We start from the raw sequence: 21,383 nt of genomic DNA on the forward strand, positions 1-21,383 counted from the left end.
CGCACAGCCCCGCCGATGAGCGACACTGGACGCTTGCCCCCGCCTCGGCGCGATCCCCGCGCCGGTGCGGGACCGCCCGCGACAGCCCCGCGACGCAAGGAGACTCCCACGTGACCGGTGGTGGACCGCTCATCGTCCAGTCGGACAAGACGCTTCTGCTGGAGGTCGACCACGAGCTGGCCGACGAGTGCCGGCGCGTCATCGCGCCCTTCGCCGAGCTGGAGCGGGCGCCCGAGCACATCCACACCTACCGCGTCACCCCGCTGGGCCTGTGGAACGCCCGCGCCGCCGGGCACGACGCCGAGCAGGTCGTGGACGCGCTGGTGAAGTACAGCCGCTACCCGGTGCCGCACGCGCTGCTCGTCGACATCGCCGAGACCATGGCCCGCTACGGGCGGCTGACCCTCAGCAAGCACCCGGTGCACGGGCTCGTCCTGACCAGCACCGACCGGCCGGTGCTGGAGGAGATCCTGCGCTCCAAGCGCGTCCAGCCGCTGGTCGGCGCCCGCCTGGACCCCGACACCGTCGCCGTGCACCCCTCCGAGCGCGGGCAGGTCAAGCAGGTGCTGCTCAAGCTCGGCTGGCCCGCCGAGGACCTCGCCGGCTACGTCGACGGCGAGGCGCACCCCATCGAACTGGCCGAGGACGGCTGGGCCCTGCGCCCGTACCAGCAGCAGGCCGTCGAGGGCTTCTGGCACGGCGGCTCGGGCGTGGTCGTGCTGCCCTGCGGCGCGGGCAAGACCCTCGTCGGCGCGGGCGCGATGGCGCAGGCCAAGGCGACGACGCTGATCCTGGTCACCAACACCGTCTCCGCGCGGCAGTGGAAGAGCGAGCTGATCAAGCGGACCTCGCTGACGGAGGAGGAGATCGGCGAGTACAGCGGGGCGAAGAAGGAGATCCGGCCGGTCACCATCGCCACGTACCAGGTGCTGACGACCCGCCGCAAGGGCGTCTACCCGCACCTGGAGCTGTTCGACTCCCGCGACTGGGGGCTGATCGTCTACGACGAGGTGCACCTGCTGCCCGCGCCCGTCTTCAAGTTCACCGCCGACCTCCAGGCGCGGCGCCGCCTCGGGCTGACCGCGACGCTCGTACGGGAGGACGGGCGCGAGTCGGACGTCTTCTCCCTCATCGGGCCCAAGCGCTTCGACGCCCCGTGGAAGGAGATCGAGGCGCAGGGCTACATCGCGCCGGCCGACTGCGTGGAGGTCCGCGTGGACCTCACCGACAGCGAGCGGCTGGCGTACGCGACGGCCGAGACGGAGGACAAGTACCGCTACTGCGCCACCACCGCCACCAAGCGCAAGGTCGCCGAGGCGCTGGTGCGCAGGCACGCCGGGCAGCAGACGCTGGTCATCGGGCAGTACATCGACCAGCTGGACGAGCTGGGCGAGTACCTGGACGCGCCCGTCATCAAGGGCGAGACGTCCAACGCGCAGCGCGAGAAGCTCTTCAACGCCTTCCGGGAGGGGGAGATCAGCGTGCTGGTCGTCTCCAAGGTGGCGAACTTCTCCATCGACCTGCCGGAGGCCACCGTCGCCATCCAGGTCTCCGGCACCTTCGGCTCCCGCCAGGAGGAGGCCCAGCGCCTGGGCCGCGTCCTGCGCCCCAAGGAGGACGGCCACCAGGCGACGTTCTACTCGGTGGTGGCCCGCGACACCGTCGACCAGGACTTCGCGGCCCACCGCCAGCGCTTCCTGGCGGAACAGGGCTACGCGTACCGGATCGTGGACGCGACGGAGGTCCTGGCGGAGTAGTTGTCCGCGTCGGCGGCGTTGGCTCAGGTGCCGACGGTTACCGACCAGTGGACGGCTGGGGGCGCCTGCACGGTGAGGGCGGTGACGTTCGCGAGGGTGTCCTTCACCACGTTGTAGGTGGCGGTGACCTCGCCCTCCGTGCACGGCTGGTCGAATGCCACCTCGGATCCGAGGGCGACGTGAACGGTGCCGCTGCCCTGGCAGTTGATGAGGACGGCCACCTTCCCGCTGGTGATGCGGGTGTGATCGACGGGAACGGTGGCGCTTCCGTGCCGCGCGGCGGCCCGCACGATCAGGCGCTCCCCGTCCACGAGCGCGGGCGCCCTGGTGACGGAGTCGGCGTGCACCCCGCCGTCCGGTACGGGGTCCGCCGCCCTGACCGCGGAGGCGGCTCGGGGCGCGGCGGCCGGCCGTTCGGGGGTGGCGGTGCGCGCACCCTCCGCGGAGCAACCGGCCGCAGCGGCCGTGACCGCGAGGACGGCGACCGCGATGGCCGGGGCGCGGCGTGCGGAACTGGGCTGGACGGAACGCGACATGGGACCTGCTCTCCCCCTGGGCCCTTCCAGTGGAGAGGCCGGTACGCGGACTGTAGGACCGTGAGATTTCCCAGGTCAACGGCATGATCGAAGTTTGAGGTTGCGTTGAGGCGGAGGCCGGGACTCCCCTTCGTGTGTGCGGTGCGCCCCGGCGCGGACCGCGTGCCGGGGCCGCTGCCGTCCAGCGAGCGGAGATCGACGCCCCGCACCCGTACCACGGCGTGGTACTCCACGCTATCCTGGCTTCATGACCGGTCCCAAGCGCCCCCCCACAGGTGTCAGCGTGCGCCAGTTCGTCGCCGACTCCGGCGCCGTCACGCGTGGCCTGCGCCAGGGTCGTCCCTACGTACTCACCCTCAACGGCGAGCCGCTCGCCCAGATGATTCCCATCCGCCGTCGGCGGTCCGTCCCCAGGGACGAGGCCCTCGCGATCTTCGCGACAGCGCCGCTGCTCGACGCCGACGGCCTGCGCGGCGACCTGGACGCCACCGTGGCCCAGGAGACGCGCGATCCCTACGAGGGGACGGGGCTGTGACCCACCCCGAGGGCGTTCTCGACACGAACGTCATCGCCGCGCTGGCAGCCTACGACCCCGCCGCGCTCCCGGAGGAGCTGCTGATCACCGCGGTCACGCTCGGCGAGCTCTCCCACGGACCCCACGCCACCGACGACCCGGCCAGACGGGCTGCGCGCATGGCGGTGCTCCAGCATGTGGAGGCCACCTTCGACCCCCTCCCGTACGACCGCGAGGCGGCCAGGATGTACGGGCGGATGTGCGCCGCCGTGATCGCCGCGGGACGCAAGCGGCGCAGCCGTGCGGCCGACCTGATGATCGCCGCGACAGCCGCAGGCAACGGACTCCCTCTCTACACGGCGAACCCGAAGGACTTCCACGGCCTGGACGGCCTGGTGGAGGTCGTCGCCCTTGTGCGGCCGGCGGGGGCGTAGTCGGGAGGGCCGCGATAACCGGTCGCCCGGGGGTGCGGACTCGTGTAAGGTCGCGCGTCTGCCCCGCCTCGACGGCTTTCCCCAAGCTCTTTGAGCAGGGGATGCCCCATGCCGCGAGTGCCGCCGGCCGGACGGAAACCGGCCGGGAATCCGCAAGCTTCTCCGCACGCGGCGCCGTGCTGCTCCTCAAGACCTTGAGGCCCCACAGCGCCGCGTCGCCCTGCGTACGCCCGGAGGCACCACCGTCATGTCCGACCCCAGCCACGACCCCCTCCAGCGGGAACAGACCCACCTCACCGAGTCCCGCGCCGCCCTGCGCGCCATGCGCGCCGACGTCGAGGCCCTCGACATCCGCGACGTCACCGCCAACTGGGTGAACGCCGCCGTGCTGCGGAGCCAGGTCGACGCCCGGATCAAGGCGCTCGCCGACCTCGCCCACACCCCCCTCTTCTTCGGCCGGCTCGACTACCTGCACGCCCCAGGGGCCGAGCAGGCCGAGGGGGCGGAGGGGGAGCAGTTCTACATCGGGCGCCGCCACGTCCACGACGCCGAGGGCGACCCGATGGTCATCGACTGGCGCGCTCCCGTCTCCCAGCCCTTCTACCGGGCGTCGAAGACCGAGCCGATGGACATCGCCCTGCGCCGCCGCTTCGGCTACACCGGCGGCGAGCTGACCGCGTACGAGGACGAGCACCTCACCGACCCCACCGAGGACGCGCACGCCTCCCGGCTCCTCCAAAGCGAGATCGAGAAGCCCCGCGTCGGCCCGATGCGCGACATCGTGGCGACCATCCAGCCCGAGCAGGACGAGATCGTCCGCGCCGGCATCGGCGGCACCGTCTGCGTCCAGGGCGCGCCCGGCACCGGCAAGACCGCCGTGGGCCTGCACCGGGTGGCGTACCTGCTGTACGCGCACCGCGAGCGCCTGGCCCGCACCGGCACGCTCGTCGTCGGACCCAACGCCTCCTTCCTGCGCTACATCGAGCAGGTCCTCCCGGCGCTCGGCGAGTTGGAGGTCAAGCAGGCCACCGTGGACGACCTGGTGGCGCACGTGGAGGTACGCGGCAGCGACTCCGCCGCCACCGCCACGCTCAAGGGCGACGCCCGGCTGGCGCAGGTGCTGCGCCGGGCGGTCTACGACGGCGTGACGATGCCGACCGAGACCGTCGTGGTGGTACGGGGCTCGCGGCGCTGGCGCGTACCGGCGTACGAACTGCAGGAGACCGTCCGCGAGTTGCTCGACCGCGACATCCGCTACGGGGCCGCCCGCGAGGCGCTGCCCCAGCGCATCGCGCACGCCGTCCTGGTCCGGATGGAACGGGCCGGGGAGGCCCCCGATGACCGGGTGCAGGACGCGGTGGCGCGCAACGCGGCGGTGAAGGCGGCGGTCAAGGAGGCGTGGCCGGCCGTGGACCCGGCGAAGCTGGTGCTGCGGCTGCTGGGCGACGCGGAGTTCCTGGCGCGGTGCGCGGCGGGCGTACTGAGCGAGGAGGAGCAGAGGCTGCTGCTGTGGGACAAGCCCGCGCGCTCGGTCCGCAGCGCCAAGTGGTCCGCGGCGGACGCCGTGCTGATCGACGAGGTGCGGGACCTGGTCGAGCGCACCCCCTCGCTCGGCCACGTGGTGGTGGACGAGGCGCAGGACCTCTCCCCGATGCAGTACCGGGCGGTGGGCCGGCGCTGCACCACCGGCTCGGCGACCGTCCTGGGCGACATCGCACAGGGCACCACCCCGTGGGCGACGGCCAGTTGGGAGGAGGCGCTGGAGCACCTGGGCAAGGCGGGCGCGCAGGTCGAGGAGCTGACGACGGGCTTCCGCGTCCCGCGCGCGGTCATCGCCTACGCCTCGCGCCTGCTCCCGTCGATCGCGCCGGGTCTGAAGGAGGCCACGTCCATCCGGGAGTCGGAGGGCGACCTGGTCGTACGACCGCTGCCAGCCGGGGAGTTGGACGCCGAGGTGGTACGGGCCTGCGTGGCGGCGCTGGAGCGCGAGGGCTCGGTCGGCCTGATCGCGGCGGACGCCCGCTGCCCCCGACTGGGCGCCGCACTCACCGAGTCGGGCCTGCCCCACCTCGCCCCGGGTGAGGAGACCACCGCCGACGCCCGCCTGACCCTGGTCCCGGCCTCCCTGGCCAAGGGCCTGGAGTACGACTACGTGGTCCTGGACGACCCGGCGTCGATCGTCGCGGGCGAACCGGACGAACGCACCGGCCTGCGGCGCCTGTACGTCTGCCTGACCCGCGCGGTGTCGGGCCTGACGGTGCTGCACGCGGAGGAACTGCCGGAGCAGCTGGCGGCGTAGGGCGGGGGACGCCGGCCGGTGGGCCGGCGCCCCCCGGGCGGATCTCAGCGCCCGGTCGCCCCGTCGAGCAGCTCGCGCAGGATGTCCAGGTGCCCGTTGTGGCGGGCGGTCTCCTCGGTGAGGTGCAGGAGGATCCAGCGCAGGTCCACGCGGACGTCGCCCCGGGTGGGGCGCGCGGCCCGGGTGTCCAGCTCGTGTGCGGCGGCCAACTCGCGGTAGCGCGCGCTCTGTTCGGCGTACTCGCTGAGCAGCTGGGCGAGCGGGAAGTCGACCGCGATCCGCATCTCGCGGTCGGGGTCCTCCTCCGTCCAGGGCCCCTGGTCCTCCTCGCCGAGGAAGACGACCTGGAACCAGTAGTACTCGACCCAGCGCAGGTGGTTGACCACCCCGCTCAGCGTCATCAGCGGCGACCCCGGCAGCAGCGCCGTGCGGGCGCTCTCCTCGGAGACGCCCTCGCACTTGGCACGGACGGCGTCGCGCGCGTAGTCGAGGAAGGTGGTGAGCTGGGCGCGTTCGTCCCAGGCGGGCGGAATATCGTCGATTCTCGTCATCGGGGAGAGCATCCCCGACGGGCGGGGCGCTGTCGATGCGTTTACGGCGTACCCGCGGGACGCCCCCGCAGGGGCGGGCGTCAGACGTCGAGCTGGTCGGCCACCGCGCGCAGCATGCCGGCGATCTGGCGGCCGTGGGCCTTGTCCGGGTAGCGGCCGCGCTCCAGCTGCTGGGTCACGTTCTCCAGGAGCGTGGTCAAGTCCTGGACGATCGAGGCCAGTTCGTCGGGCTTGCGGCGCTGGGCGGCGGCCACCGAGGGAGCCGCCTCCAGCAGGATGAGGGAGAGGGCCTGGTCGCCGCGCTGGCCGGCGACCACGCCGAACTCCACGCGCTGGCCGGGCTTGAGGCTCTCGACACCGGCGGGCAGGACGGAGGAGTGCACGAAGACGTCCGCGCCGTCGTCGCGGGAGAGAAAGCCGAAGCCCTTCTCGCTGTTGAACCACTTGACCTTGCCAGTCGGCAAAGCACTGTCCCTTCTCGACCTGCCCCGCACCCGCGCCGCAGTTCCCTGTATCTACCCACTGGCAAGTTATCCCAAAGGCGCGCGGGCGTCACCAGGGATAGAGGGGGGCGGCGCAGCGGTCATCCGTACAGGACCTAGTCGCGGTAGACGGCGCTGCGGTGGGCGATGCGCTCGATACGTACCGTTCGGTCCGCGTCGTCGATCGTGTAGAGGACGCGGTACTCGCCTGCCCGGACCCGCCAACGCTCCTGGCCGGCCAGCTTCTTGGCGCCTGGCGGGCGCGGGTCGGTGGCGAGACCGGTGACGAGGTCCAAGGCCGGGGCGAACGCTTGGCGGGGCAGTCGGCGGAGCTGCTCGTAGACCTCTCGGTGGAAGAGCAGTTTCACGCGGAGGCCCGCTCGGCCTGCTGCAGGGCGGCGATCATCTCGGTGAGGGTCAGGTAGTCGTCGGAGGTGCTCCGGCGGGTGCTCAGGCCCAGGGCGTCGGCTACGTCGGCGTGCTCGTGGAGGCGCTCGTAGTCCTCCATGGAGATGATGACAGCGATCTCGGTACCGCTGTCGGTGACGATCGCCTCCTCTCCGGTCAGGGCGACCTGGCGGACGGTGCTGCCGAGGTTGGTGCGGAGGTCCCGCAGGCTGTGTGTACTCATATTCAACATGGTACGCCTCGGCGGTGTGGGATGGGCGGAACTCGACTCGGTTGATTCTGCTTTCCAGGGAGGTGCGGGCCAGGATGCCGGACCGGCCCTTACCGTGCCGCAGCGCCCGACCGCGCCTGCGCCAGCAGCCCGCCCAGGGCCAGGGCGAAGCCCACGCCCATCAGCATCGACACCAGGTAGGCGGCGGTCGGCAGCGGGTCCGCGCCGGTGAACAGCGGGACGAGCGTGACCAGGGTGCCCAGGGCCCCGACGGCGAAGACGACGGCGCCGATCCGGACCAGCCAGTCGGCGGCGCTGAGGGCGGGGGCGGGGGCGGGCGTCTGCGTACTCACCCGTCCAGGGTAGGCCAGCGCCTACCCCTCCTCGTCCGCCGCAGCCGCCGCGGCCTCCTCCGCCACCACCCGCCGGTGCGTGCGCCACAGCAGGAAGGCCGCCGACGCCAGCGCCGCCGCCCGCACCAGCCACGGGACGGCGTCCCCCAGCGCCTCCCCGAACGCCTTCTCCGGCAGCGGCGCGCCCCACCGGCCCGCCACCCGCCCGTACAGCCAGACCAGCATCAGCGCCCCGACCGTCGCCGGGATCCCGGCCGCCGCCCACTTCGCCTCCGTACGCGACAGGCGCCGCGAGCCGTACGCCAGCAGCAGGCCCGCCCCCACCGCGAGGGGCTGGCCCAGCACCGCGCCCGCCAGCAGCGCGGCCAGCGCCAGCAGCTGCAGGGGTCCGCAGGCGGCGAGCAGCCGCAGGGCGGGGCGCACGGCGCCCTCGCCGGCGGGCCCGGCAGCCTCCGCCTCCTCGCGCTTGCGGACCGCGCGGGCCGGGGGAGCGGCCGGCGCGTCCTCCGGCGGCCGCAGCAGCTCCGGGACCTCGATGCCCCCCGTGAAGCCCGGCATCATGTCGCCCAGGGGGCCGTCCCCCGCACCCGCGCCGAACGGCCCCGGCTGCGTCCGCCACCAGTCCGGCGACGGCGCCCCTATCTCGTCCTCCCCGGCCCGGTGCGGCGGCGAGGCGGCCGTCGAGGGCGGCGGCACCTCGGCCTCCTCCCTCGGGCGCGGCAGCCGGCCGCCGGCCCCTGGGCGCGGCTTGGGCAGCCGCCCCGCGAGCGCCGTGAGGCCCGTCGGCTTCGGCGGCCGGGCGGCGACCTCCGGGATCGCGGACGCCGGATCGTCCGCCGCCGCCTCGACGATCTCCCCGGGCGATCCGAAGCGCTCCAGCACACGGCGCACCTCGGCGGCGCTGTACGCACCCTCCTCCGCCCGCACCCGGTCGATCCGCGTCCGCAGCCGCGTCACCAGCCGCACCCGCTCGCCGGAGGGCAGGGCGCGCTGCTGGGCCAGGTCGCCGACCCGGCTCAGATAGTCGAGGATCAGTTGGTCGCCTTCGATACCCACGATGTCCCTACGCGGTCGCGGTGCGGGACCGGCGGCCGCTCGCGAAGCCGTCCGCACTCCCGCCCCTGTCGGGCCGACAGGCCCTCAGGCTATCGCGGGGCCGCGCACGGAATTTCCCGTTTCCACCGGGGGGCTACGCTGCCCCGACAGCCCGCCGCCGCGCCGTACAGGAGTTCCCGATGTCCCACGCCGACCCGTTCCGCACCGCGCAGTTGCGGACCGCCGCGCTCGACGCCTGGGCCGCGTCGGCCGCCCGGCTGCGGGAGGACGCCAACGCGGAGGAGGACCTGGCGCTCGGCGGCTACCGCGACCGCCTGGTCGTGGAGTTGGCGCAGAACGCCGCCGACGCCGCCGTGCGCGCCGGGGTCGCGGGGCGGCTGCGGCTGGTGCTGGACGACGAGGGCCTGACCGCCGCCAACACCGGCGCCCCGCTGGACGCGGCGGGCGCCGCCTCCCTGTCCACCCTGCGCGCCTCCGCCAAGCGCGACGGGGAGGCGCAGGGCTCCGTGGGCCGCTTCGGGGTGGGCTTCAACGCCGTCCTCGCCGTCACCGACGCGCCCTCGATCGTACGCAGCGACGGCGCCGGGGTGCGCTGGTCGCGCGCCGAGGCCCGCGCGGCCGTACAGGAGCGGGCCGCCGAAGTCCCCGAACTGGCCGAGGAGTTGGCGCGGCGCGGCGGCCACGTCCCGGCCCTGCGCCTGCCGCTGCCCGCCACCGGCGAGGTGCCCGAGGGCTACGACACCGCCGTCGTCCTCCCCTTCCGCGACGCCGCCGCCCGCGAGCTGGCCCACCGCCTCGCCGCCGGCGTGGACGACGCGCTGCTCCTCGCCCTGCCCGGGCTGGCGGAGGTGGTCGTCGAGACCCCGGCGGGCAGCCGCACCCTGACCCGTACACAGGAGGGCGCCCATGTCGTCATCACGGACGGCGGGCGCACCACCCGCTGGCGGGTGGAGAGCGAATCCGGCCCACTGGACGCCCGGTTGCTCGCCGACCGCCCCGTCGAGGAGCGGCTGCGCCCCTACTGGTCGGTGACCTGGGCCGTCCCCGTCGCCGAGGACGGCTCCCCGGCGCGCCCGCGCACCGCCGAGGTGCTGCACGCGCCCACCCCGACCGACGAACCCCTGGGCCTGCCCGCCTTGCTGATCGCCACCCTGCCGCTGGAGCCCACCCGCCGCCACGTCGCCCCCGGCCCGCTCACCGACCACCTGCTGGACCGCGCCGCCGAGACCTACGCCAAACTGCTGCGCGACTGGCGCCCCGTCCACCCCGCCGTCCTCGACCTGGTCCCGGCCGTCCTGGGCCGGGGCGGCATCGACGGCGAACTGCGCGCCCGCATCCTGCGCCGCCTGCCCGAAGTCCCCTTCCTCGCCCCGGCGTTGACGCCCGCGAACGAAGAGGGGGAGGACGCCCCCGGCCTGCGTCCCCGCGACGCCGAGCTGATCGAGGGCGCGAACGCCGGGACGACGGCCGTCCTGGCCGAGCTGTTCCCCGCGCTCCTGCCCGCCGGCCAGGAGCGCCGCCCCGAGCTGCGCACCCTGGAGGTGGCCCGCCTCACCCTGGGCGAGGCGATCGACCGCCTCGCCGGCGTGGAGCGCGAGCCGTCCTGGTGGCGGCGGCTGTACGAGGCGCTCGCCGGCACCGACCCCGACCGCCTCGCCGGCCTGCCCGTCCCGCTGGCCGGCGGCGGCACCGCCCTGGGCCCCCGCCAGACCCTGCTGCCCCAACCCGGCACGGACGCCGCCGCGTTCGCGGGCCTGGGCCTGCGGATCGTCCACCCCGACGCCGCCCACCCCCTCCTCGCCCGCCTCGGCGCCACCCCCGCCACCGCGCGCGCGATCCTCACCACCCCGCAGGTACGGGCAGCCGTCGCCGCCTCCCTCGACGAGGGTGACGACACCTGGTTCGACGACGAGCCCGCCGCCCCCACCCCCGAGGCGCTGGCCGACCTCGTCCTGACCCTCGTCCGCGACGCCGGCCTCCAGCCCGGCGACGAGCCCTGGCTCGCCGCCCTCGCCCTCCCCGACGAGGACGGCGAACTCGCCCCCGCCGGCGAACTCCTCCTCCCCGGCAGCCCGTTCGCCCAGCTCGTCCGCGAAGGGGAGCTGGCCGCCTGCGACGCCGCGCTGGCCGAGCGCTGGGGCCGGGGCCCGCTGACCGCCGTCGGCGTCCAGGCCGACTTCGCACTCGTACGGGCCGCCGACGTCGTCTTGGACCCCGACGAACTGGAGCCCCGCGAAGGCGACTACCCCGAACCCGACGACGCCGGCCTGCTGGACGCCGTGGACGTCTGGTGCGAGGACGTCCTGGACGGCCTGGACGAGCAGCCCGTCCCGCCGGTCCTCACCGAGCTGACCGCCGTACGCGACCTGGACCTGGTCGCCGACGACAAGTGGCCCCAGGCCCTCGCCCTGCTCTCCCGCCCGCCCCTGCGCGACGCCCTCACCGCCCCCGCCCGCGTCCTCCTCGCCGACGGCACCACCCGCCGTATCCGCCCCTACACCGCCTGGTGGCTGCGCGACCACCCCATCCTGGCGGGCCGCCGCCCGGCCGGCCTGCGCGCCCTGTCCGGCGACCCCCTGCTCGCCGGCCTCTACGAGACGGCCGACACCTCCACCGTCCACGACGAGGAGGTGCTGCGCGCCCTGGGCGTACGGACCTCCGCCGCCGCGCTCCTCGCCGAGCCCGGCGGCGCGGCAGAGCTGCTCACCCGCCTCGCCGACCCCGGCCTGCCCGTCACCCCGGCCCAACTCCACGGCCTGAACACCCTGTTGGCCGACCTCGACCCCGAGCAGGTCACCCTCCCCGACGAGGTCCGCGCGGTCCGCGACGGGCGCACGGTGGTGGTCGGCGCCGCCGGCCCCGACGCCCCCCTGATCGCCGACGCCCCCGACCTGCTGCCGCTGGCCGCCGGCCGCGCCCTCGTGCCCGTACGCCCCGAGCGCGCGGCGGAGCTGGCCGAGCTGCTGCAACTGCGGCGGCTGAGCGAGGTGTACGAGGCCCCGGTGGACGCCTCCGCCGGCCAACTGCGCGACGTACCCGAGGAGATCGCCGCCCTGCTCGGCCCCGCCACCCCCGCCGCCTACCTGGAGCACGCGGAACTCACCGTCGACGGCGTCGAACTGGACTGGCGCCGCACCCCCGACGGCACCCTGCACGCCGCCACCCTGGAGGGCGTCGCGGCGGCGCTGGCCTGGGCGGGCGGCCAGTGGGGGCGGCGCTTCGAGGTGGCCGCGCTGCTGGAGGACCCGCAGCGCACGGCGGAGCTGGCCCGCGACCGCTGGTTCGACTGAGGGGCCGCTGAAGGGCCGCCGAAGGGCCGCTGAGGGGCCGCCGAGGCGTCCCGGATCCGGGCCCGGCGCACACGCTCCGTGACGCTTTGATGCTCATGGGGCCGTTGTGACAATCCTGTTGCACTGTGTGCGAACCAGTTCGCGGATCTACTTCGATAGACGGACATACACTCCGTCGCACACTGTGTGGCTGTGGGGGATATACATCGGTCACACCCGAGGATGTTGGGACACAGCATGAAGAAAGCCGCTTTCGGCGCTGCCCTCGTCGGCGCCCTGGCCGTCTCCGCTCTCGCCGTTCCGTCCGCCGGCGCGACGGACTCGCCGCTGAAGCGGGACTACACCCGGCCCACGGCCGAGGCGTCCGCGCGGGTCGCCCCGCTCGACGCCACCGCCGGGACGCTGGACACCGTCGGCGACACCCAGATCACCGATGTGACCGTGCACGGCGGCAAGTCCATCGACATGGGCACCACCAACCTCCGTACCATCACGGTCTCGATGACCGCCACGGACGACAGCGGCATCGACGACGCCTACATCGACCTGTGGCACGGCGCCGACTGGGCCTCCCCCGACGGCCTCCTCGTCCCCAACGAGGACGCCGCCACCTGTACCGCGGTCAACGCCACCACCGCCACCTGCAAGCTGACGATCACCATCGACCCGCGGGTGAACCTCAACAACAACCTGCTGGCCGGCACCTGGAAGGTCACCGCCGACGCCTACGCGAAGGACGGCGACTACTCCTTCAACGACGCGATCAAGACCACCACCATCAAGCGCTACTCCCGCCTGACGACCAACGCCTCCCCGGAGCCGGTCTACAAGGGCAAGACCATCACGGTCAGCGGCTTCCTCTCCCGCGCGAGCTGGGAGTCCCCCTGGTCCTACAAGGGATACGGCGGCAAGTCCGTCACGCTGCAGTACAAGCGCTACGGCTCCGCCTACTCCTGGACCAACGTCAAGACGGTCACCAGCGCCACCACCGGCGACCTGAAGACCACCGTCACCGCCGGCTACGACGGCTACTACCGCTACGTCTTCGCCGGCAACTCCGCCTCCACGGCGATCACGTCCACGAGCGACTTCATCGACGTGAAGTAAGCACCACCGCACACACGAGGGCCGCCGGTCACCAGACCGGCGGCCCTCGCCCGTACCACCCGCGCGACTCAGCCCGGATAGCGCCGCGCCACCAGCCGCCACACCGGCTCCAGCAGCGCCGAGGCGGCCGCCGCGATCCCCACCGCGATCCACGGCATCGTCGTCCCCACCAGCTTCAGCTGGAAGAAGTCCTGCAGCCACGGCGTGACCATCACGACCACGAAGCCCAGCGCCATCGTCCCCACCAGCAGCAGCCGCCACCAGTTGTACGGACGCGCGATGATCGCCAGCACCCACATCGCGACCAGGAAGAGCGTCAGCGTCGCCACCGAGGTCTCCGCGTCCAGCGCGCCGGGACCCGTGTAGTACGAGCGCGCCAGCAGGTACGCGAGGAAGGTCGCCGAGCCCGCGAGCAGCCCGGCCGGCACGGAGTACTTCATCACCCGGCGCACGAACTGCGGGCGCGCCCGCTCCTTGTTGGGCGCCAGCGCCAGGAAGAAGGCCGGGATGCCGATGGTCAGCGTCGACAGCAGCGTCAGGTGCCGCGGCAGGAAGGGGTAGGGCACCGCGCTGACCACCACCAGCAGCGCCAGCAGCACCGAGTAGACGGTCTTGGTCAGGAAGAGCGTGGCCACCCGCTCGATGTTGCCGATGACCCGGCGGCCCTCCGCGACGACCGAGGGCAGCGTGGCGAAGCTGTTGTTGAGCAGCACGATCTGCGCCACCGCCCGCGTCGCCTCCGAGCCCGAGCCCATCGAGACGCCGATGTCGGCGTCCTTCAGGGCCAGTACGTCGTTGACGCCGTCGCCCGTCATCGCCACGTCGTGCCCGCGCGACTGCAGGGCGGCGACCATCTCCCGCTTCTGCTGCGGCGACACGCGCCCGAAGACGCTGTTCTCCTCCAGCACCCGCGCCATCTCCGCCGGGTCCTCGGGGAGGGTGCGGGCGTCCACGGTGCGCTCCGCGCCCGGCATGCCGAGCTTGGCGGCGACCGCGCCGACGGCGACCGCGTTGTCACCGGAGATGATCTTCGTCTCGACGTTCTCCGCCGCGAAGTACCGCAGCGTCTCCGCCGCGTCGGGCCGCAGCCGCTGCTCCAGCACCACCAGCGCGACGGGCTTGAGCCCGGTGGCGATCGCGGCGGCGGCCCCCGCCCCCTGGGCGCCCTGGAGGTCGCCCAGCTCCACGTCCGCCCGCGCCAGCAGCAGCACGCGCAGGCCCCGGGAGTTGAGCTCGTCGACCAGCGCCAGGTCCGGGCTGCCGGCGGGCAGCAGCACATCCGGGGCGCCGAGCAGCCACGTACTGCCCTCGCCCATCGCGTCGTTGAAGGAGGCGCCCGAGAACTTGCGCGCGGAGGAGAAGGGCAGCGACTGGGTGCAGCGCAGCTCCTCGGTGTCCGGGTAGGTCTCGATGATCGCCTGCAGGCTGGCGTTGGGCCGCGGGTCGCAGGCGCCCAGCGCGCCGAGCACCCGGCGCACCTCCGCCTCCTCGGCGCCGCCCAGCGGCCGCAGCTGCGTGACGTCCATGCCGCCCTCGGTGAGGGTGCCGGTCTTGTCCAGGCAGACCACGTCGACGCGGGCCAGCCCCTCGATGGCGGGCAGCTCCTGCACCAGGCACTGCTTGCGGCCCAGCCGGATCACGCCGATGGCGAAGGCCACCGAGGTCAGCAGCACCAGGCCCTCGGGGACCATCGGCACGATGCCGGCGACGGTGCGGCGGATCGCCTCGGAGGAGTCGCGGTTCTCGTGCAGCATCCCGGAGACGATCAGGCCGATCGCGGCCGGGACCATCATGTAGGTCACGTACCGGAGGATCTGGCTGATCCCGCTGCGCAGTTCGGAGTGCACGAGCGTGAAGCGCGAGGCCTCCTCGGCCAGTTGGACGGCGTACGCCTCGCGCCCGACCTTCGTCGCGGTGAAGGCGCCCCCGCCGGCGACGACGAAGCTGCCCGAGAGGATCCGGTCGCCGGGCCGCTTGAGCACCGGGTCGGCCTCGCCGGTCAGCAGCGACTCGTCGACCTCCAGGTTGTCGGCCTCCACCAGCTCGCCGTCCACGACCGCCTTGTCGCCGGGGCCCAGCTCCACCAGGTCGCCCAGCACGATCCCGGAGACGGGGATCTCCCGGCTCGCGCCGTCGCGGCGCACGGTCGGGCGGGCCTCGCTGATCACGGCGAGGCTGTCGAGGGTCTTCTTGGCGCGCAGCTCCTGGATGATGCCGATCGCGGTGTTCGCGATGATCACGAAGCCGAAGAGGCCGTCCTGGATGGGGCCGACGACCAGGATGACCGCGAAGAGCACGCCGATGATGGCGTTGAAGCGGGTGAAGACGTTGGCGCGGACGATGTCCGCGGTGGAGCGGCTGCTGCGCGCGGGGACGTCGTTGACCTCGCCCCGCGCCACCCGCCCGGCGACCTCGGCGGCGGTCAGGCCGTCACGGCTGTACGGCGTACTGGAGGGGCCGCCCGCGCCGCCCCCGGCCGGCATGCCGCCGGCGACTTCGGTGTCCACCCGCTGGTTCATAGGGCAGACCGTACGTGGTCACCGCCCCGGTCGTCCGCACCCGCCCCCCGGCCGTTGGTGGGACGGGCGTCAGCCCGCGTCCGTACCGGCGGGGGGAGCGGCCGCGCGGGCGAGGGCGGCCTCGCGGCGGCGGCAGAACCAGATGCCGAAGACGCCCAGCCCCGCGCCGGTCAGGCAGGTCCACAGCCACCAGGTGTGCCCGTGGTCGTCGAACCAGCCGTAGAAGGGCAGCTGCCCGAGGAAGAGGAGCGCCCACAGGGCTGTGCCGCCGGTGACGACGGCCACGGGATCGCCCTCCAGCGGCTCGGGGGCCTCGTGCCGGGGCGTCCACTTCAGGGGGTTCTGCATGCGGCCACTTTACGGGCCCGGGTCGGCCGGTGGGCGGGGGCGGCCGGGTTCACCCCTGTCCCGCCCCTGTCCCGCCCCGGCCTCACCCCGGTGTCATCCGATGGTCACCGGTACCGCCCGGATAGCGGATACTGGTCATTCGTACTTAGGTACACAAGACCCGCCCCTTGATGTGTAAGGTCCTACGAATGCCGGTCGACGCACCGCCCACCGAAGCGCCCCCCACCAGCGCGCTTGACCGCTACTTCGAGATCGGCCGGCGCGGCTCGACCATCCCCCGCGAGATACGCGGCGGGCTGGCCACCTTCTGCGCGATGGCCTACATCCTCGTGCTCAACCCGATCATCCTGAGCGCGGGCGCCGACAAGTTCGGCCAGCACCTCGACGGCGGCCAGCTCGTCACCGCGACCGCGCTGGTCGCGGGCCTCACCACGCTGCTGATGGGCGTCATCGGCAACGTGCCCATCGCGATGGCCGCCGGCCTGGGCATCAACGCCGTCGTCGCCTTCCAGCTCGCCCCCCGGATGAGCTGGGCCGACGCGATGGGCATGGTCGTCCTCGCCGGACTGGCGATCATGATCCTGGTGGCGACCGGCCTGCGCGAGCGCGTGATGAACGCGATCCCCGACGGGCTGCGCAAGGGCATCGCCATCGGCATCGGCCTGTTCATCGCGCTGATCGGCCTGGTCGACGCGGGCTTCGTCACCCGCAACCCGGACGCCGCGCACACCACCGTCCCCGTCGGCATGGGCAGCGGCGGCCAGCTCGCCGGCTGGCCGGTGCTGGTCTTCGTCCTGGGCCTGGCGCTGACCCTGGTGCTGGTCGTACGGCGCACCAACGGCGCCATCCTCATCGGCATCGTGGCGATGACCGCGCTGGCGGTCGCGGTGAACTCCCTCGCCGACATCCCGGCGCGGTCCTGGGGCCTGACCGTCCCGCAGCTGCCCGACTCCCTCGTCGCCGCCCCGGACTTCTCGCTGATCGGCCACGTCAGCCTCTTCGGCGGCTTCGGCGAGGTCGGCGTGCTGACCGGCTGCCTCTTCGTCTTCACCGTGCTGCTCTCCGGCTTCTTCGACGCCATGGGCACGATCGTCGGCGTCAGCGACGAGGCCGGGCTGCTGGACGAGGAGGGCCGGCTGCCGGACATGGGCCGGGTGCTGATGGTCGACGGCGTCGCCGTGGCCCTGGGCGGCGCGGGCTCCGCCTCCGCCAACACCGCCTACGCCGAGTCCACGGCGGGCGTCGGCGAGGGGGCCCGTACCGGCTTGGCCAACCTCGTCACCGGCGGGCTCTTCCTGCTGGCGCTGGTCTGCACGCCGCTGCTGACCATCGTGCCCGCGCAGGCCGCGACGCCGGCGCTGGTCGTCGTCGGCTTCATGATCATGGCCTCGAACGTCCGGGACATCGACTGGTCGGACGCGGTGATCGCGGTGCCGGCGTTCCTGACGATGGTGATGATGCCCTTCACCTACAGCATCACCAACGGCATCGGTGTCGGCGTGCTGTCCTACGTGCTGCTGAAGGCGGCCACCGGCCGCCTGCGCGAGGTGGCGTGGCCGCTGAACGTGGTGGGGCTGTGCTTCCTGGTCTACTTCCTGCTCGACCCGATCGAGCAGGCGCTGGGGCTGAAGTAGCCCTCGGGCGGTCTGTGCGGCAGGGCCCCGGGAACGGTCCCGGGGCCCTGCGGCTTGCTGTCGGGCCGCTCGCTGTCAGGCCGGGGTCATCCGCGCCCCCCAGGCGCTGAGGCGTTCCGTTTGGTCCACGGCCGCCTTGAACCGCTCGTCGAAGTCGTCGCGGACGAGCGTCTGCAGGACGTAGTCCTGGACCGTCATCCCCCGACGTGCCGCGTGACTCCGCAGGCGATCGAGGAGATCGCCGTCCATACGCAGGCTGAGCACCTCTGTTCCCATGTCCGCCAGGCTGACGGCTCGTACGTCTGCACGTGTCTGATTCCCGCGCATCCTCACCCGTTCGGGTGGCTTCCTGATCGCACCCGTAACCTGCTTCGCGCAGGCTTCGCCTGTGCGTGAGCGAAGCACCGCCCGGCGCGAGGCCGCCGGGTGGCCGGAAAACGCGTTCTTCTTAGTCAAGGTAATGAGGTAGTCTAACGTCATGACGGAACACTCCAGGCTCTCCAGCCCCGAGGACGTGGCGGCCGTCAACGCTCTGCGCTCCTCCGTGATGCGGCTCTCCCGCCGCATCCGCCACCACGGGATGTCGGCCGCCCGCAAGAAGTGGGACGGCGAGGAGTCGCTGAGCCCGACCGAGATGTCGGTGCTGGGCACGCTCTTCCGCTGCGGACCCTGCACGCCCAGCGAGCTGGCCCGCAAGGAGCACGTACAGCCGCCGTCGATGACCCGGATCATCGCGATGCTGGAGGCCAAGGGCCTCGTGCGGCTGGAGGGGCACCCGGAGGACCGCCGCCAGAAGGTGGTCAGCCAGACCGAGCAGGCCCAGGGCCTCCTGGAGGAGGCCCGCCGGCAGCGCAACGCCTTCCTGGCGGAGCTGGCCGAGGGCCTGGACCCGCAGGAGTGGGAAGCGCTGCGTGCGGCGGCGCCCGTACTGGAGAAGCTCGCGCACCTGTAAGAGGCGGCCGCCACGGTCGCCCGACCACACGCCAAGGGGGCGACCGTATTTTGAGTCCGGGACCCGGAGCAGACTCCGCACCCGCACCGACCGCTACTACCTTCAGCTCGCTCCGGATCAGGAACTACCGGCTCTTCGCGACCGGCCAGATGGTCTCCAACACGGGCACCTGGATGCAGCGCATCGCCCAGGACTGGCTCGTCCTCAGCCTCACCGGCTCGGCCGCCGCCGTCGGGATCACCGTCGCCATGCAGTTCCTGCCGATGCTGCTCTTCGGCCTCTACGGCGGCATCGTCGCCGACCGCTACCCCAAGCGGCGCATCCTGCTGGCCACCCAGACCTTCATGGGCCTCACCGGCCTCGCCCTGGCCGCGCTCACCCTGGGCGGGGCGGTGCGGGTCTGGCACGTGTACGTGCTGGCCTTCCTGCTCGGCCTGGCCACCGTCGTCGACAACCCGGCCCGCCAGGTCTTCGTCACCGAACTCGTCGGCCGCGAGCAGCTGCGCAACGCCGTCAGCCTCAACGCCGCGAACTTCCAGACCGCGCGCCTGGTCGGCCCCGCCGTCGCCGGCGTGCTGATCAGCGCGGTCGGCTCGGGCTGGGCCTTCCTGCTCAACGGGGTCTCCTTCGCCGCGCCGATCGCCGGACTCCTGCTGATGCGCACCGCCGAGCTGCACCCCGTCGAGCGGGCCCCGCGCGGCAAGGGCCAGCTGCGCGAGGGCCTGCGCTACGTGGCCGCGCGGCCCGAGCTGCTGTGGCCGATGGTGCTCGTCTTCTTCGTCGGCACCTTCGGCTTCAACTTCCCGATCTGGCTCACCGCCTACGTCGACGACGTCTTCGGCGGCGACGCGGGCCTCTACGGCCTGCTCAACTCGCTGCTCGCCGTCGGCTCCCTCGCCGGCGCGCTCTACGCCGCCCGGCGCGGGGTCTCGCTGCTGCGCGTCACCGTCGGCGCCGCGCTGGCCTTCGGGCTGCTGGAGATCGCCGTCGCGCTCTCGCCGTCCCTGTGGCTCTTCGCCGCGCTGCTGGTCCCGGCCGGCATGGCGGGCGTGCTGTTCAACGTCACCGCCAACTCCAACGTCCAGCTGCGGACCGAGGAGGCCATGCGGGGGCGGGTGATGAGCCTGTTCATGATGGTCTTCATGGGCGGTACGCCGCTGGGCGGACCCCTCGTGGGCTGGGCCACCGACACCTACGGGGCCCGGCTCGGCTTCGTGGCCTGCGGCCTGGTCTCGGCGCTCGCCGCCGCCGGGGTGGGCCTGATGCTGGCCCGCGCGGGCGGCGTGCGCATCCGCCTCGACCTGCGGCCCGGGGGGCGGTACGTGCGGCTCGTACCCCGGGAGTACGCGGCCGCGGCGTGAGCCGTGCGGTCGGCGGGAGCGCGTGCGGCGGCCCGCGCGCGGGACGTCGGTGAGGCGGGTCACCCCGCTGTGTGCGGGGGATCGGCTCGGGGCGGGCGGGCGTCCGGTTAACCTCGAAGGCGTGGATGCAAAGACCCGTATGCGTGTGGTGAGCGGTGCGCTCGTGCTGATGTTCGTGATCGTGGCGGTGGCAGCCGCGCTGGGCCGGTAGCCGGCCCCTTCCGACAGGGCGGTACGGGGCCGGGGGCCGGGATACGTCCCAGCCCCCGGCCCCGTCGCACCTGCCGCGCGGCCTATGCGGGCGCCGCTGTCACCAGGCGAACGCCTCCGGGGACGGCCCCGGGCCCGGGAAGATCGCGTCCAGCTCCGTCAGGAACTCCTCCGTCAGCTCCAGCTCCACCGCCCGCAGCGCGGACTCCAGCTGGCCCGTGGTGCGCGGGCCGACGATCGGGCCCGTGACGCCGGGGCGCGTCAGGAACCACGCCAGAGCCACCTCGCCCGGCTCCAGGCCGTGCTTGTCGCACAGGTCCTCGTAGCGCTGGACCTGCTCGCGGATCGCGGAGTTCGCCAGCGCGTCCGCGCTGCGGCCGTCCGCCGCGCGGGAGGCGTCGCCCTTCTCCGCGCGCTTGATCGCGCCGCCGAGCAGGCCGCCGTGCAGCGGCGACCAGGCGATCACGCCGGCGCCGTACGCCTCCGCCGCCGGGATGACCTCCATCTCCGCGCGGCGCTCGGCGAGGTTGTACAGGCACTGCTCGCTGACCAGGCCGAGCATGCCCCGGCGGGCGGCGGCCTCGTTGGCCTGGGCGATGTGCCAGCCGGCGTGGTTGCTGGAACCCACGTAGAGGATCTTGCCCTGCTGGATCAGGATGTCCATCGCCTGCCAGATCTCGTCCCAGGGGGTCCGGCGGTCGACGTGGTGGAACTGGTAGAGGTCGATGTAGTCCGTCTTCAGCCGCTTGAGACTGGCGTCCACGGCTCGGCGGATGTTGAGGGCGCTCAGGCGGTCGTGGTTGGGCCAGGGCTTCTCGCCGTCGCCGGCCATGTTCCCGTAGACCTTGGTGGCGAGGACGGTCCTGTCGCGGTTGGCGGGGTCCTTGGCGAACCAGTTGCCGATGATCTCCTCGGTGCGGCCCTTGTCGTCGCCCCAGCCGTAGACGTTGGCGGTGTCCACGAAGTTGAGCCCCGACGCGAGCGCCGCGTCGAGGATGGTGTGGCTGGTCGGCTCGTCGGTCTTGGGACCGAAGTTCATGGTGCCGAGGACGAGTCGGCTCACCTTCAGTCCACTGCGGCCAAGCTGTGTGTACTTCATGCCCCCAGCCAACTCCTCGCGGGGGCGGCTCGGCAAGTCGATTGCGCTGACCTTCACTTGTACGCGTCACGGGGTTCACGCGAGGCGCCCTGGGCCTCTCCGCGAGGGCGGCGCCGGTGCGCGCCGGGCTCGGGTCGTGGGGCGGGCCTCTCTGCGAGGGCGGCGCTGGTGCGTGTCCGATTCGCGTTGTGGGGCGGGGCCTCTCCACGACAACTCCGAAAAGCCATAGGGATTTACTTGCCATCGGTCGATTTGCTGCTCT

General features: G+C 73.1%; 20 protein-coding genes. 9 read left to right on the forward strand and 11 right to left on the reverse strand.

The genetic code is table 11. The annotated features are described in order from the left end of the window. Positions 1-110 precede the first annotated feature (110 nt). Positions 111-1,757, forward strand: a complete 1,647-nt coding sequence (locus tag ACFQLX_RS11305) for a DNA repair helicase XPB (RefSeq protein ID WP_386414175.1) — start codon at positions 111-113, stop codon at positions 1,755-1,757. 23 nt (positions 1,758-1,780) lie between these two features. Here the strand turns inward: ACFQLX_RS11305 and ACFQLX_RS11310 are convergent, their stop codons facing one another. After that, the gene (locus tag ACFQLX_RS11310; protein WP_386414176.1) at positions 1,781-2,293 is read right to left on the reverse strand and encodes a hypothetical protein; all 513 of its coding nucleotides are present in this window, start codon (positions 2,291-2,293) and stop codon (positions 1,781-1,783) included. A gap of 247 nt (positions 2,294-2,540) precedes the next feature. On the opposite strand from ACFQLX_RS11310, the gene ACFQLX_RS11315 reads away from it, so the two are divergent. The 3 genes from ACFQLX_RS11315 to ACFQLX_RS11325 all read left to right on the forward strand — a co-directional run bounded on the left by ACFQLX_RS11315 (position 2,541) and on the right by ACFQLX_RS11325 (position 5,540). Continuing rightward, complete coding sequence (locus tag ACFQLX_RS11315) at positions 2,541-2,828, forward strand: hypothetical protein (protein ID WP_386414178.1); 288 nt, start codon at positions 2,541-2,543, stop codon at positions 2,826-2,828. Then, positions 2,825-3,241 carry a type II toxin-antitoxin system VapC family toxin gene (locus ACFQLX_RS11320; protein WP_386414180.1) on the forward strand — a complete coding sequence of 139 codons (417 nt, stop codon included), beginning with the start codon at positions 2,825-2,827 and terminating at the stop codon, positions 3,239-3,241. Before ACFQLX_RS11315 ends, ACFQLX_RS11320 begins: the two co-directional genes overlap by 4 nt. Before the next feature lie 247 nt (positions 3,242-3,488). Then, positions 3,489-5,540 carry a HelD family protein gene (locus tag ACFQLX_RS11325; protein ID WP_386414181.1) on the forward strand — a complete coding sequence of 684 codons (2,052 nt, stop codon included), beginning with the start codon at positions 3,489-3,491 and terminating at the stop codon, positions 5,538-5,540. Positions 5,541-5,584: 44 nt separating this feature from the next. Here ACFQLX_RS11325 and ACFQLX_RS11330 read toward each other — a convergent pair whose 3' ends face one another. From ACFQLX_RS11330 to ACFQLX_RS11355, 6 genes are all read right to left on the reverse strand, one after another. Beyond that, positions 5,585-6,091, reverse strand: a complete 507-nt coding sequence (locus tag ACFQLX_RS11330; protein ID WP_386414182.1) for a DinB family protein — start codon at positions 6,089-6,091, stop codon at positions 5,585-5,587. A gap of 80 nt (positions 6,092-6,171) precedes the next feature. Then, positions 6,172-6,555, reverse strand: coding sequence for a cold-shock protein (locus ACFQLX_RS11335; protein ID WP_386414183.1), 384 nt, complete (start codon positions 6,553-6,555; stop codon positions 6,172-6,174). Between the two features lie 134 nt (positions 6,556-6,689). Further along, positions 6,690-6,941 (reverse strand): type II toxin-antitoxin system RelE family toxin, encoded by a 252-nt coding sequence (locus ACFQLX_RS11340; RefSeq protein WP_386414185.1) that lies wholly within the window; start codon positions 6,939-6,941, stop codon positions 6,690-6,692. Beyond that, the gene (locus ACFQLX_RS11345) at positions 6,938-7,204 is read right to left on the reverse strand and encodes a type II toxin-antitoxin system Phd/YefM family antitoxin (protein ID WP_386414186.1); all 267 of its coding nucleotides are present in this window, start codon (positions 7,202-7,204) and stop codon (positions 6,938-6,940) included. The genes ACFQLX_RS11340 and ACFQLX_RS11345 overlap by 4 nt, the downstream gene beginning before the upstream one ends. Positions 7,205-7,302: 98 nt before the next feature. Continuing rightward, positions 7,303-7,545: a hypothetical protein gene (locus ACFQLX_RS11350; protein ID WP_386414187.1), complete on the reverse strand. Its 243-nt coding sequence runs from the start codon at positions 7,543-7,545 to the stop codon at positions 7,303-7,305. A gap of 21 nt (positions 7,546-7,566) precedes the next feature. Next, the gene (locus ACFQLX_RS11355; RefSeq protein ID WP_386414188.1) at positions 7,567-8,601 is read right to left on the reverse strand and encodes a hypothetical protein; all 1,035 of its coding nucleotides are present in this window, start codon (positions 8,599-8,601) and stop codon (positions 7,567-7,569) included. Positions 8,602-8,780: 179 nt separating this feature from the next. Between ACFQLX_RS11355 and ACFQLX_RS11360 the strand changes: the two genes are divergently transcribed. Beyond that, positions 8,781-11,891 (forward strand): sacsin N-terminal ATP-binding-like domain-containing protein, encoded by a 3,111-nt coding sequence (locus tag ACFQLX_RS11360; RefSeq protein ID WP_386414190.1) that lies wholly within the window; start codon positions 8,781-8,783, stop codon positions 11,889-11,891. A gap of 237 nt (positions 11,892-12,128) precedes the next feature. Continuing rightward, complete coding sequence (locus tag ACFQLX_RS11365; protein ID WP_386414192.1) at positions 12,129-12,998, forward strand: DUF5707 domain-containing protein; 870 nt, start codon at positions 12,129-12,131, stop codon at positions 12,996-12,998. Between the two features lie 68 nt (positions 12,999-13,066). Here the strand turns inward: ACFQLX_RS11365 and ACFQLX_RS11370 are convergent, their stop codons facing one another. Both ACFQLX_RS11370 and ACFQLX_RS11375 read right to left on the reverse strand, forming a co-directional pair. Then, positions 13,067-15,517, reverse strand: a complete 2,451-nt coding sequence (locus tag ACFQLX_RS11370; RefSeq protein WP_386414193.1) for a cation-translocating P-type ATPase — start codon at positions 15,515-15,517, stop codon at positions 13,067-13,069. 69 nt (positions 15,518-15,586) lie between these two features. Next, entirely contained in the window at positions 15,587-15,865 is a 279-nt protein-coding gene (locus ACFQLX_RS11375) for a DUF2530 domain-containing protein (protein WP_386414194.1), read from the reverse strand. 188 nt (positions 15,866-16,053) lie between these two features. Here ACFQLX_RS11375 and ACFQLX_RS11380 point away from each other — a divergent pair, with 188 nt between their 5' ends. Beyond that, a complete protein-coding gene (locus ACFQLX_RS11380) occupies positions 16,054-17,499 on the forward strand; it encodes an NCS2 family permease (protein ID WP_386414196.1) in 1,446 nt (481 codons plus the stop codon). Positions 17,500-17,574: 75 nt separating this feature from the next. On the opposite strand, the gene ACFQLX_RS11385 is transcribed toward ACFQLX_RS11380, so the two are convergent. Continuing rightward, on the reverse strand, positions 17,575-17,775 hold the full coding sequence (locus ACFQLX_RS11385) for a ribbon-helix-helix protein, CopG family (RefSeq protein ID WP_386414197.1): 201 nt from the start codon (positions 17,773-17,775) through the stop codon (positions 17,575-17,577). Positions 17,776-17,977: 202 nt separating this feature from the next. On the opposite strand from ACFQLX_RS11385, the gene ACFQLX_RS11390 reads away from it, so the two are divergent. Both ACFQLX_RS11390 and ACFQLX_RS11395 read left to right on the forward strand, forming a co-directional pair. Continuing rightward, entirely contained in the window at positions 17,978-18,451 is a 474-nt protein-coding gene (locus tag ACFQLX_RS11390; RefSeq protein WP_386414199.1) for a MarR family winged helix-turn-helix transcriptional regulator, read from the forward strand. A gap of 50 nt (positions 18,452-18,501) precedes the next feature. Further along, on the forward strand, positions 18,502-19,812 hold the full coding sequence (locus tag ACFQLX_RS11395) for an MFS transporter (protein WP_386414200.1): 1,311 nt from the start codon (positions 18,502-18,504) through the stop codon (positions 19,810-19,812). Positions 19,813-20,122: 310 nt separating this feature from the next. Here ACFQLX_RS11395 and ACFQLX_RS11400 read toward each other — a convergent pair whose 3' ends face one another. Then, entirely contained in the window at positions 20,123-21,121 is a 999-nt protein-coding gene (locus tag ACFQLX_RS11400; RefSeq protein ID WP_386414202.1) for an aldo/keto reductase, read from the reverse strand. Positions 21,122-21,383 lie beyond the last annotated feature (262 nt).

Source organism: Streptomyces polyrhachis (assembly GCF_042663125.1).
Lineage (GTDB): Bacteria > Actinomycetota > Actinomycetes > Streptomycetales > Streptomycetaceae > Streptomyces > Streptomyces polyrhachii.

Bases quoted from the DNA above. Each gene is read 5' to 3' on its own strand.
- ACFQLX_RS11310 (WP_386414176.1), bottom strand. From the start codon at position 2,293: ATGTCGCGTTCCGTCCAGCCCAGTTCCGCACGCCGCGCCCCGGCCATC.
- ACFQLX_RS11315 (WP_386414178.1), top strand. From the start codon at position 2,541: ATGACCGGTCCCAAGCGCCCCCCCACAGGTGTCAGCGTGCGCCAGTTC.
- ACFQLX_RS11325 (WP_386414181.1), top strand. From the start codon at position 3,489: ATGTCCGACCCCAGCCACGACCCCCTCCAGCGGGAACAGACCCACCTC.
- ACFQLX_RS11330 (WP_386414182.1), bottom strand. From the start codon at position 6,091: ATGACGAGAATCGACGATATTCCGCCCGCCTGGGACGAACGCGCCCAG.
- ACFQLX_RS11345 (WP_386414186.1), bottom strand. From the start codon at position 7,204: ATGAGTACACACAGCCTGCGGGACCTCCGCACCAACCTCGGCAGCACC.
- ACFQLX_RS11360 (WP_386414190.1), top strand. From the start codon at position 8,781: ATGTCCCACGCCGACCCGTTCCGCACCGCGCAGTTGCGGACCGCCGCG.
- ACFQLX_RS11365 (WP_386414192.1), top strand. From the start codon at position 12,129: ATGAAGAAAGCCGCTTTCGGCGCTGCCCTCGTCGGCGCCCTGGCCGTC.
- ACFQLX_RS11370 (WP_386414193.1), bottom strand. From the start codon at position 15,517: ATGAACCAGCGGGTGGACACCGAAGTCGCCGGCGGCATGCCGGCCGGG.
- ACFQLX_RS11375 (WP_386414194.1), bottom strand. From the start codon at position 15,865: ATGCAGAACCCCCTGAAGTGGACGCCCCGGCACGAGGCCCCCGAGCCG.
- ACFQLX_RS11380 (WP_386414196.1), top strand. From the start codon at position 16,054: ATGCCGGTCGACGCACCGCCCACCGAAGCGCCCCCCACCAGCGCGCTT.
- ACFQLX_RS11385 (WP_386414197.1), bottom strand. From the start codon at position 17,775: ATGGGAACAGAGGTGCTCAGCCTGCGTATGGACGGCGATCTCCTCGAT.
- ACFQLX_RS11390 (WP_386414199.1), top strand. From the start codon at position 17,978: ATGACGGAACACTCCAGGCTCTCCAGCCCCGAGGACGTGGCGGCCGTC.
- ACFQLX_RS11400 (WP_386414202.1), bottom strand. From the start codon at position 21,121: ATGAAGTACACACAGCTTGGCCGCAGTGGACTGAAGGTGAGCCGACTC.